The organism is Oceanimonas baumannii (assembly GCF_002245495.1).
In the GTDB taxonomy this organism is placed as follows: Bacteria; Pseudomonadota; Gammaproteobacteria; order Enterobacterales; family Aeromonadaceae; genus Oceanimonas; species Oceanimonas baumannii.
In genome coordinates, this window is the sequence record NZ_NQJF01000002.1 from 200,993 (window position 1) to 211,684 (window position 10,692).

The window sequence follows — 10,692 nt, forward strand, 5'->3', positions numbered from 1 at the left end:
TATTTTTAACTTGTAATTGTTTTTTGATACTTTTTGTATCGATTTTATTGGTTTTAACATTGACATAAATATTAATTGGTTAATATAGTCTCACTTGTTAAGTTTTTGTAACGGTTGTTTAAGCCAAGGACGAGGTTATCTTATGAAAGCAGGTTCGTTTGTTTTGTCTTCCGTCGTACTGGCCATGTCGGTCAGCTCAGCAGCCATGGCCGATTATTCAGGACCCAAGCTCAAGATGAAGCTGGCGCATACCGCGCCCCCGGGTAATCACATTACTCTGGCCTATGATAAGTTTGCCGAACTGGTGAAGGAAAAGTCAGATGGAAAAATCCGGGTTCAGTTGTTCCCGGGAGCCATTCTTGGCAGTGACCGGGTACTGGTAGAGGGCGCGCAGCGGGGTACGCTGGAAATAGGAGTAAGCTCGACCCCCAACTTGGCAAGCTTCTCCCCGTTATTTCAGGTATTTGACCTGCCTTATATCACCAGCCCCGAACACCAGGAAAAACTCTACCAGTCCCTGGATAAGGGCGGTCCCTTGAATACTTATTTTGAACAGGTATCTAATGACATTGGCTTGCAGCCGATCATGTATGCCGAGTATGGCTATCGTAATTTTGTGTCCAGCAGTAAGCCGCTTTCAGGACCCGATTCCTTGTCTGGGCTGAAAATGAGGACGACTGACTCACCGGTAGAAGTTGCGGTAGCAAAAGCCTTGGGTGCGAACCCGGCTCCCATTGCCTGGGGTGAGGTGTATACCGCCTTGCAACAGGGCACCATTGATGCGGAGGGCAATACTTTCCCTCACATGTTTGGTGCCAAACATCATGAAAATCTGAAATATGCCGTCACCTCGGCGCACAACTATGGCATGCAAGTGGCCATGGCCAACAAGAAGTGGTGGGACTCCCTGCCGGTGGAGGCTCAGGAAGTCATTGAAGCAGCTGCTCAGGAAGCGGTGACCTATCAACGTACGCAAGCCTACCCTGCAAATGAGGAAAAAGCGCGCCAGGGTATGATTGATGCCGGGATTGCGATTCACCAGACCACGAAGGAAGAGCAGGCAAGGTTCCGCGAGTTGACCAAGCCGGTATTTGAAGAATTTGCAGCCAACCTGCCGGACGATTTGCTTGAATTGGTTCAGGAAACCCAGCAGTAAACGCAGCGTTTCTGCATAAAAGTGCCGGCGTCACGATCACTGACGCCGGCGTTGAGCCTGGGGGGGATGATAAGGTCCGCCCGTTTTATTGGCTGAAGGACTGTGCCGGAGCGGCCTTATGGAACTGTTAAAACCTCGTGTCAGTCAGGCGGAAATAAAAAGCGCATATCCACTGGCAAATATATTTAATAACGTTGAAAAGCCTTTCCTGTTTATTGGTTTGATAGTGATGATTTTCATCATTAATTATCAGACTTTTTTCAGGTATGGAATATCTACCCTGCTGGAATTGATTGCTACACCGGGCTTTGAACGTATGTTCGGTCACTGGCTGGATACCGAGGCCTTGCGTGTCCGGGTAAAAAGTGCCGTCGGTTGGGGTGTATGGACCGAAGAACTGGCCCGCTACATTTTTATCTGGATTTCCTATCTTGCCGTGTCTCTCTCCATCCTGAACCGGGGAGGTATCCGGGTGGATGTATTGCACAACCGGCTATCAGCACACTGGCAAAATATCCTCTGGGTCATGATTGATTTCTGTACTCTGATATTGGTTTGCCTGTTTGCATACATGGGGCTTGACTACGTCAGGATGCAATTAGAAATGCCACAGACCACGCCGGCGTTGCAAATCGGATACTACATTCCTTATCTGATATTGCCTGTTGGTTTTGGCTTGATGGGAATACGTACCCTGCAGGCATTGTGGCGACAAAGCAGGGGCATGACGTTGCCGAGTGTAGCCATGGGGATGGCACTGTCGGTTTTACTGTTTTTGCCCGTCATGCTCTCCGATGACTGGAGCGCTTCCCTGTTGTTATTTGGCTACTTTACCCTTTTTCTCGTATTGGGAGTGCCTATTGCCTTTGCTCTGGGATTGGCGGGACTGACCACGGTATTGGGGGCCGGAACCCTGCCGGTCGATTACCTGGCGCAGATTGCTTTTTCGTCCATCGACTCCTTTCCCATCATGGCCATTCCCTTCTTTATTGCCGCCGGCGTCTTTATGGGAGCGGGTGGTCTGTCACGGAGATTGCTGGCACTGGGAGATGAACTGGTGGGGGCGTTGCCCGGGGGCATGGCTCTGGCCAGTATCATGACCTGTATTTTCTTTGCCTCTATCAGTGGTTCGGGCCCGGCTACCGTCGCAGCCATCGGATCTATCACCATTCCGGCCATGATTGCCCGGGGTTACGACAAGTATTTTGCCGCGACAATTGTGGCCTGTGCCGGTGCCATCGGGGTGATTATTCCCCCCAGCAACCCCTTTGTGGTGTATGGCGTGTCGGCTCAGGTATCCATTGGCAAGCTATTTATCGCCGGTATTATCCCCGGGTTAATCATGGGGGCAGCATTGATGCTGGTTGCCTATCTGATTTCCAGAAAAAATGGCTGGCATGGTGAAATCCGTGAGCGCTCTCTGAAAACCTTTATGTGTGCGGCCTGGCAAGCCAAGTGGGCACTGATGGTGCCGGTGATTGTGCTGGGCGGGATCTATGGCGGCATCATGACACCGACTGAGGCCGCAGCGGTCGCCGCGCTTTACGGGCTGATTGTGGGACTTTTTGTTCACCGGGAGCTGTCATTGAGCAGCTTGTGGGGGGCGAGTCAGGAAGCGGCGAATATCTCTTCCATTATTATTGTGCTGATGGCTATGGCGACTATCTTCGGCAATATCATGACCATAGAGCAGATCCCTGAAATCATTGCCGAGGCTATCCTGGCGCTGACGTCCAGTAAGCTGATCATCCTGATTATGATTAACATCTTCCTGCTGTGGATTGGCATTTTTATGGAAGCGTTGGCCGCCATTGTGATCCTGACGCCCATATTACTGCCGTTGGTGACCGCCGTGGGAGTAAACCCGGTGCATTTCGGGGTCATCATGGTGATGAATCTGGCCATTGGTTTTATTACGCCACCGGTGGGGGTCAACTTGTTTGTGGCCAGTGGCATTGCCAACGTCAGTATCGGTGGCTTGGCCAAAGCCGTCTGGGTATATCTGTTGGTAATGATTGCCGTGTTGCTGATGATTACCTATTTACCGGAAATTTCGCTGTTGCTGCTGTGATTTTTTATTATGCCCAAGCGATGCCTTCTGGTTCCGCTTGGGCTTTGGTGCACACTAAAGAATCAGGATGTATTTTGAATATCAACTTCATGGCATGGGCAGGTGTTACTCTGTCTATGGCCGAGCGTATTGCCGAAGACGGCGGGCGGCCACTTTGTTTCGCGATTGTAGACAGCAGCGGTTCTCTGGTTCATCTATACCGTATGAATGATGCGCCTCAGCGGTTGGTTACAATTGCCATGGGCAAAGCCTATAGCTCAGCAAAAATGGAGGTGCCGACGGTTTTATTTCGGCAACGACTACTGGAAGAACAACTTTCATTGGGTGATTTCAAGGATGATGGCCTGACCTCGCTTCCTGGCGGCCAACCCTTGTTTGATGACGGTAAACTGATTGGTGCCGTGGGAGTCAGTGGCAGGACGTTGGAGGAGGATGAGGTTCTCAGTCTGCAGTTTGCGCAGCGTATTCAGGCGGCACTGTGATAAAATGCGGTTACATTCATCCGGGAGGGATTATGAGCACTGCTGCCAGCACAACCAATTCGACTTTGCTTCGTGCCTTTGCCTTGATCGAAACAATGCTGAAGGAAGACAGGGCCATCACCGCGGCCGAGCTTTGTCAGCGACTGGATGTGCCCAAGCCGACGGTGCACCGGATTATCGGACAGCTGGAGCAGGAAGGGTTACTGCAGAGGGAGCCGGATGGTCGTTACCTTAGCCCCGGCCCCCGGTTGCGTAAAATAGCATTGGGTGTGCTGGCGCAGAGAGGGGTAGGTGCGGCAAGACGAGCTGTGCTGCAGAAGCTGGCGGATGAGCTGGGTGAAACCTGTAACATTGCATTGCTGGATGGCCATGAGCTGCTGTATTTCGAGCGGATAGAAACCAACTGGCCGGTGCGCATTCAGCTGCATCCGGGCTCACGCATGCCTTTACACAGCACAGCTGCCGGCAAGCTTCTGCTGGCGTTGATGCCAACACACCGGCGTAAGGCGCTGCTGTCTGCTTTGAATCTGGAGCCTCATACACCTCATACCATTACCGACAGGGAGCGGTTGGAAAGGGAGCTGGAACAGATTGCTGAAAATACCCTGAGTATTGATAACGAGGAAATGTTTGAAGGCATGGTAGCCATTGCGGTTCCTGTCTACGACGAGGTAGGTCAGGTGCGTGCGGCGCTGGCGGTGCATGCTCCTACGGCCCGTAAGCCGCTTGCCAGCCTGATGGAATGGGCACCTGCCCTGCGCCGGGCGGCGGTGCAACTGGAAAAGGTACTCGATCTTTAATATCCGGGCCTTGAGCCTGGACTATATCCCTTCTTTCTCCTGCTTTTTCGCCAGCTCGGCCTTCACTTCCGCCAGCAGCCGGATACCGGGTTCGATGCGATCCAGGGGAATGGCCGAGAAGCCGAGCTTGACCGTGTTGGTCGGCAACCCAGCTCCTATGTGATAGCTGTCGCCACTGATGATCAGCAGGCCATGGTCGGCCGCCCGTTTTTTCAGCTCCGTACCGTCCAGCCCGGCCGGCAGTGTCAGCCAGCAGGAGGAGCCGCCGATGGACGATGCCCTGCAGTCAGGCAGGTGTTGTTGCAGGGCATCGCTCAGGCAGCGGGCGCGCTGTTCAAATTCCCGGGCCAGTTTTCGTACCAGAGTGTCGTGATAGCCGAGCGACAGAAACAGGGCAACGGCGCGCTGATTGTTGAGCGGCGGGTGACGTAGCATCAGCTGGCGCAGGTTGCGTGCTTCCCGTATCAACGGAGCCGGACCCACCAGAAAGCCCAAGCGCAGTCCGGGTGCCAGGGTTTTTGACAAGCTGCCGACATAAAGTACACGCCCACGGTTATCCATGCTTTTCAGCGCCGGGGTCGGGTGGCTGCCGAAGTTCATTTCCATTTCATAGTCGTCTTCAATGAGCAGGAAGTCGTGTAGTTCGGCCTGCTCCAGCAAGGCTTGCCGTCGTTCCAGTGGCAGGGTAACCGTGGTCGGACACTGGTGGCTGGGAGTGAGGTAAATGGCTCTGCAGCCGGACAGGCGGTCGTTGATGACCAGTCCTTCCTTATCGACCGCCAGGCTTTGTACTCGGGCACCAAACAGGCGGGCGATGTGGGCCGCGCTGGGGTACCCGGGATCTTCAATGCCGAAGCAGGATTTTTCATCCAGTAGTAGCTGGGCCAGCAGATAAAGCGCCTGTTGGGAGCCGACGGTGATCAGGATTTCGTCGGTGTGGGCCTGAATGCCCCGGCCGGGCAGGATACGTCGTTGCAATTGTTCAAGCAGCAGGGGATCGTCGCTGTCGTAGCGATCCGAACTCCAGTCCTTGATGGCCTGCACACTCACTGCATCGCGCCAGCATTTGCGCCAGTGGTCAAGAGGGAACAGACTACTGTCGAGCTGGCTGTAGACAAAGGGGTAGCGATAACGTTGCCAGTTGTGGGACAGACTGGCATTGGGCTGCTGGCCCGGGCTGACCTTGAGCCGGTGTGTCCAGTCCAGGGCAGGGAGTGAGCCGTGTCCGGTACCGGGAATGGCGGGCTGGGCTGCCGGCAGATCGGGATTAACAAAATAGCCACGGCGTTCGCGGGCAATAAGGTAACCGTCAGAAACCAGATCGTCATAGACCTGAACGATGGTATTACGTGCCACATTCAGGTTTTTTGCCAGATTTCTGCAGGAGGGCAAGGCCCGATCAGCCGCTATAAATCCGTTGAGAATAGCGTTAACCAGGTGCTCCCGTACCTGTTGCTGCAGGGTTGAAGGGGCGTTTCGGTCCAGCGGAAACAAGGCGGGCATATGAACTGTGCTCCCATGTCAGGTTTGGTGGGACGGTTCGTCACAGCATAGCCAATAATTAATAAAAATGAGACTTTTTGTTTCGTTTTTAATTACAGTATCTGCCGCCATAGTGCCGCTGTCAGCACGCCGGCGGTGATAGCGGGCAGCGGCTTTTTAAGCACCAGCATCACCAGGCCGGTGGCCAGCAGTGCAGCCCGGGCACCGTCGTCGCCGTTGACTGCCTGGGGGGTAAGAATGGCGATCAGCACGGATCCCGACATGGCGCTGATAAAGTTCTGCACCCGGCGGTTAATGGGAATAACGGACATGATCAGCACACCACCCAGCCGGGTGAACAGGGTAACCACCGCCATGACAGCGATAATAAGCAGGGTGCCGCTGCCTGTGGTTTCCAGCATCATTTCCCTTTCTCCATCCAAATTGCTCCTAATAGTCCGCCGGCCAGCGCACCTACCACCACATGGCTGTTTTCCGGCAGCCACCAGTACGCAGCCATAGAACTCCCCCCGGCTACTATCCAGATGACCAGGGTACGAAGATCCTTGCGTGCTCCCAGCGCCATGGCCAGCAGGAAGCAGCCCAGCACCATATCGAGGCCGATGCTGACCGGATCTTCAATGGCGCTGCCGAAACGGATTCCGAGCCAGGTGCCGACCATCCAGAAGCCCCAGATCGCCATGCCACCGCCAAATAAAATCCCCAGAGCCCGTTCACCCTTGTGAAAATGCTGCATTGCCAGGGCCCAGTTGGCATCGGAGGCAAACAGCATAATACCGTAGCGCCTGGCTGGTGGCAGATGGCGCAGCCAGGGGTAAAGAGTTGCTCCCATCAGCAGGTGACGGGCGTTGATGGCAAAGGTGGTTATCATTAATGGTACCAGCGGCACCTGCAGCCCCCAGACGTCGAGGGCGGCAAACTGGGAGGTGCCGGCAAACACGGTGGCACTCATCAGCACGATGCTGCCGTCGCTGAGGCCGGTCTGGTGTGCGGCCAGGCCAAACGCCAGACCAAAGGCGGCCACAAAGAAGGAAAGGGGCAGCAGCTGTTTAAAGCCCTGCCAGATATCCTGCCGGTCCAGCTGGGCCTGGGCCGCATAGGTGTCCATAAAAATTCCGTGTGTGAAGACGTAAAACAGACAGCATACCATAGGGGGTAGTAAGGGCGAGGTGAAGGATCACAACAATAAAAAAGACCCGCACGAGGCGGGCCTTTGTCAGCACAGCTACAAGCCTTACTTAATGATGCGCTTGTACTTGATACGCTTGGGCTGAATCGCCTCGGCACCGTAGGTTTTCTTCTTCCACTCTTCGTATTCGGTGAAGTTGCCTTCGAAGAATTCCACCTTGCCTTCATCCTTGTAGTCGAGGATGTGGGTGGCGATACGGTCGAGGAACCAGCGGTCGTGCGAGATCACCATGGCGCAGCCGGGGAATTCCAGCAGGGCGTTTTCCAGCGCGCGCAGGGTTTCCACATCCAGGTCGTTGGTCGGTTCGTCGAGCAGCAGCACGTTGCCACCGGTCTGCAGCAGCTTGGCCATGTGCAGACGGCCGCGCTCACCACCGGACAGCTCGCCAACCCGCTTCTGCTGGTCGGTGCCCTTGAAGTTGAACCGGCCCAGATAGGCACGGCTGGGGATCTCCAGGTTGCCGATGCGCATCATGTCGAGTCCGCCGGATACTTCTTCCCATACGGTCTTGTTGTTGTCCATGGCGTCGCGGAACTGCTCAACCGAGGCCAGCTGCACGGTATCACCCAGGGCAATGTTGCCGGAATCCGGCTGCTCGGCGTTGGTGAGCATGCGGAACAGGGTCGACTTACCGGCACCGTTGGGGCCGATGATGCCGACGATGGCACCCTTGGGAATGCTGAACGACAGATCGTCAATCAGCACACGATCACCGTAGGACTTGGTCAGGTTTTCAACGTCTATCACTTTGTCACCCAAGCGCGGGCCGGGCGGAATGAACAGCTCGTTGGTCTCGTTACGCTTCTGGAAGTCCTGGTTCTGCAGCTCTTCAAAGCGGGCCATACGGGCCTTGGACTTGGCCTGACGGCCTTTCGGGTTCTGACGCACCCACTCCAGTTCTTTCTGGATGGACTTCTGACGGGCGGCTTCGGAAGAAGCTTCCTGAGACAGGCGCTGATCCTTTTGTTCCAGCCAGGAAGAGTAGTTGCCTTCCCACGGAATGCCTTCGCCCCGGTCCAGCTCCAGGATCCAGCCGGCCACGTTGTCGAGGAAGTAACGGTCGTGGGTAATGGCCACTACGGTGCCTTCGTAGTCATGCAGGAAGCGTTCCAGCCAGGCCACGGACTCGGCGTCCAGGTGGTTGGTGGGTTCGTCCAGCAGCAGCATGTCGGGCTTTTCCAGCAGCAGCTTGCACATGGCTACGCGGCGGCGTTCACCACCGGACAGCTTGCCGATCACGGCATCCCAGGGCGGTAGGCGCAGGGCGTCGGCGGCGCGCTCGAGCTGGTTGTCCAGGTTATGACCGTCGTGGGCCTGAATAATGGCTTCCAGCTCACCCTGACGCTTGGCCAGCTTGTCGAAGTCGGCATCCGGATCAGCGTAGGCGGTGTAAACGGCGTCCAGCTCTTTGAGGGCGCCGGCCACTTCGGCCACGCCTTCTTCCACTTCCTGACGTACGGTGTACTCGGGATTGAGTTGGGGCTCCTGAGGCAGGTAGCCGATTTTGATGCCGGGCTGGGCACGGGCTTCGCCTTCAATCTCGGTATCGATGCCAGCCATGATGCGCAGCAGGGTAGATTTACCTGCACCGTTCAGGCCCAGAACGCCGATTTTGGCTCCGGGAAAGAACGACAGAGAGATATTCTTCAGAATATGACGCTTGGGCGGAACCACCTTGCCCACGCGGTGCATGGTGTAAACAAATTGAGCCATTTCTATATTGTCCTGATAAATCAGTGAGTTGACAGGCCGTTTTGACAGATCATAGGGCTGAGTGTGAAGCAGCCCGCGGCCAACGCAGGGCCATGGTGCTATATGGTACTTGGCTGGGCGGGGAATGCCAGTGGCGAGTAGGATGAAAAGCGAAGATCCTTGCGACCTGAAACGGCGGTAATGCGAAGCAGGCACTTATTGTCCTCGTGAGTACACGTCACTCCCGCCTTCGAGGGAGTGACGATATAGTGCGCAGGAGTGATAACAGAGAAAGATAAGGCTTTCCCGATCAGGATTTGTTCTTCAGGGTTTCCTTGAAGGACTGCTCCACAAAGTCGCCGGTAGCGGGGTGGAACTCCTTTCCTTCATAGGTGGTTTTCATGGTGATCTCGCCGCTGATTAGCTGCTGAGCCAGTTCATCCAGTTTTGCCTGCACCTCGGGGGATACGTCGTCTGCCAGAGTTAGTTTAACCACGTCGCCTTGGCCTAAGCCGATTTCGGTGATCTGGTCGGGCTTCCACTGGCCGTTGGTGAAGTCCTGGGCGGCATTGAGAATGGCCACGCTGGCGTCGGCTACTGCCGAGCCGACGAAGGTCGGATCAACCTGGGTCCAATCGGATACATTACCAATGTGACGCACCTCACTATTGTGTTTCTTAACCTCATCGATCACCCCCTGGCGGCCGCCGTTGAGCATGGTGTAGATGACATCTGCACCATGCTTAATCTCGGCACCGGCGGTGTCGGCGTTGATTTGGGTGTTGTCCAGATCGCCGGTGAACCAGGTGAGGAACTTAGCGTCCGGATTGACGTGCATCAGGCCGTCATAAAAGGCGGCACGACCGATCAATCCCGGCTTGGGCCAGGCACCGGAAATATGGCCTACTATATTGGTCTCCGTAGTCAGGCCTGCCAGGGCACCGGCCAGCCAGGCGGAGTCTTCCTGGCGCACCACGTAGCTGGACAGGTTGGGGCCTTGTACATGGCCCTGAATGACCACAAACTTGATGTTGGGGAATTCCTGGCTCACGGTTTCGGCCGGGCCGTTGCACTGGCCGCCATGGGCGATAATCATGTCGGGGCCTTTTGTGGCCAGCTCACGCATGGCTTCGGTGAGTAATACCGGATCCGAGGTGGCGGAGATATTGGATACAAAGCTGGCATTTACATCCAACTGATCACGGATTTTTTCGTAGCCCCGGTAGGCCGCCTGCATAAAGCCGCCGTCGTCATGCTTTCCGGGGATCAGTACGGCAATGTCGGTTTGCTCGGCGGTAATGGCCTGAGCCAGAGGAGTTAGCGCCAGGCCGGCGGCGACCAGCAGGTTGCGAGAGATCTTGTTCATGGTTTCTTCCTTGATTGTTTCTATATCTGTTGTTAGTTGTAAACTTTATTGGTGAAGAAACCCTATTCTTTTGTCTTATGTGTGTTAAATATTTGTTTCGTTTGTTGCGGGGGAGGTCACAAAAAAGAAGGTAGAGCGAGGAGAGGTGGGGTGTCAGTCAATAAAACCGCATCCTTGCGGCGGCAAATTATTCCGGATCGCGGTTATTACACCATCGGGTGAGGCAGGCGGAAGCCACTGTGTTACCAAAAAAGGCCCAGTCCATCCAGACTGGTTTTTGGGTGTGCTTGTCGATGGCTGCAGCTGATACCAGCAGAGGCATCCACAGTGCTGCTAACAATACGCAAGAGAGCAAGCCTTTTCTTATTTTGATTGTTTTCATAAGTACACTTTCAGCTAGAAGAAGGAATGCTTATAGCATGGTTGGCAGGCA

General features: G+C 55.0%; 10 protein-coding genes. 4 read left to right on the top strand and 6 right to left on the bottom strand.

Features of this window, described 5'->3' with window-relative positions; genetic code table 11:
• The first annotated feature begins 163 nt into the window (after positions 1-163).
• The 4 genes from B6S09_RS02935 to B6S09_RS02950 all read left to right on the top strand — a co-directional run bounded on the left by B6S09_RS02935 (position 164) and on the right by B6S09_RS02950 (position 4,509).
• Positions 164-1,156, top strand: coding sequence for a TRAP transporter substrate-binding protein (locus B6S09_RS02935; RefSeq protein ID WP_208321689.1), 993 nt, complete (start codon positions 164-166; stop codon positions 1,154-1,156).
• A gap of 118 nt (positions 1,157-1,274) precedes the next feature.
• Positions 1,275-3,227: a TRAP transporter large permease gene (locus B6S09_RS02940; protein ID WP_094277000.1), complete on the top strand. Its 1,953-nt coding sequence runs from the start codon at positions 1,275-1,277 to the stop codon at positions 3,225-3,227.
• A gap of 74 nt (positions 3,228-3,301) precedes the next feature.
• Positions 3,302-3,709: a GlcG/HbpS family heme-binding protein gene (locus B6S09_RS02945; protein WP_208321688.1), complete on the top strand. Its 408-nt coding sequence runs from the start codon at positions 3,302-3,304 to the stop codon at positions 3,707-3,709.
• Positions 3,710-3,741: 32 nt separating this feature from the next.
• Entirely contained in the window at positions 3,742-4,509 is a 768-nt protein-coding gene (locus tag B6S09_RS02950) for an IclR family transcriptional regulator (protein ID WP_094277001.1), read from the top strand.
• Positions 4,510-4,530: 21 nt separating this feature from the next.
• Here the strand turns inward: B6S09_RS02950 and pdxR are convergent, their stop codons facing one another.
• The 6 genes from pdxR to B6S09_RS18275 all read right to left on the bottom strand — a co-directional run bounded on the left by pdxR (position 4,531) and on the right by B6S09_RS18275 (position 10,641).
• Positions 4,531-6,012 (bottom strand): MocR-like pyridoxine biosynthesis transcription factor PdxR, encoded by a 1,482-nt coding sequence (gene pdxR, locus B6S09_RS02955; protein ID WP_094277002.1) that lies wholly within the window; start codon positions 6,010-6,012, stop codon positions 4,531-4,533.
• Between the two features lie 92 nt (positions 6,013-6,104).
• Entirely contained in the window at positions 6,105-6,416 is a 312-nt protein-coding gene (locus B6S09_RS02960) for an AzlD family protein (protein WP_094277003.1), read from the bottom strand.
• Positions 6,413-7,120, bottom strand: a complete 708-nt coding sequence (locus B6S09_RS02965; RefSeq protein ID WP_094277004.1) for an AzlC family ABC transporter permease — start codon at positions 7,118-7,120, stop codon at positions 6,413-6,415. The genes B6S09_RS02960 and B6S09_RS02965 overlap by 4 nt, the downstream gene beginning before the upstream one ends.
• 126 nt (positions 7,121-7,246) lie before the next feature.
• The gene (gene ettA / locus B6S09_RS02970; RefSeq protein ID WP_094277005.1) at positions 7,247-8,914 is read right to left on the bottom strand and encodes an energy-dependent translational throttle protein EttA; all 1,668 of its coding nucleotides are present in this window, start codon (positions 8,912-8,914) and stop codon (positions 7,247-7,249) included.
• A gap of 289 nt (positions 8,915-9,203) precedes the next feature.
• Positions 9,204-10,259, bottom strand: a complete 1,056-nt coding sequence (locus B6S09_RS02975; RefSeq protein WP_094277006.1) for a BMP family protein — start codon at positions 10,257-10,259, stop codon at positions 9,204-9,206.
• 187 nt (positions 10,260-10,446) lie between these two features.
• The gene (locus B6S09_RS18275; RefSeq protein ID WP_134113963.1) at positions 10,447-10,641 is read right to left on the bottom strand and encodes a hypothetical protein; all 195 of its coding nucleotides are present in this window, start codon (positions 10,639-10,641) and stop codon (positions 10,447-10,449) included.
• Positions 10,642-10,692 lie beyond the last annotated feature (51 nt).

Bases quoted from the DNA above. Each gene is read 5' to 3' on its own strand.
- B6S09_RS02940 (WP_094277000.1), top strand. From the start codon at position 1,275: ATGGAACTGTTAAAACCTCGTGTCAGTCAGGCGGAAATAAAAAGCGCA.
- B6S09_RS02950 (WP_094277001.1), top strand. From the start codon at position 3,742: ATGAGCACTGCTGCCAGCACAACCAATTCGACTTTGCTTCGTGCCTTT.
- pdxR (WP_094277002.1), bottom strand. From the start codon at position 6,012: ATGCCCGCCTTGTTTCCGCTGGACCGAAACGCCCCTTCAACCCTGCAG.
- B6S09_RS02960 (WP_094277003.1), bottom strand. From the start codon at position 6,416: ATGATGCTGGAAACCACAGGCAGCGGCACCCTGCTTATTATCGCTGTC.
- B6S09_RS02965 (WP_094277004.1), bottom strand. From the start codon at position 7,120: ATGGACACCTATGCGGCCCAGGCCCAGCTGGACCGGCAGGATATCTGG.
- ettA (WP_094277005.1), bottom strand. From the start codon at position 8,914: ATGGCTCAATTTGTTTACACCATGCACCGCGTGGGCAAGGTGGTTCCG.
- B6S09_RS02975 (WP_094277006.1), bottom strand. From the start codon at position 10,259: ATGAACAAGATCTCTCGCAACCTGCTGGTCGCCGCCGGCCTGGCGCTA.
- B6S09_RS18275 (WP_134113963.1), bottom strand. From the start codon at position 10,641: ATGAAAACAATCAAAATAAGAAAAGGCTTGCTCTCTTGCGTATTGTTA.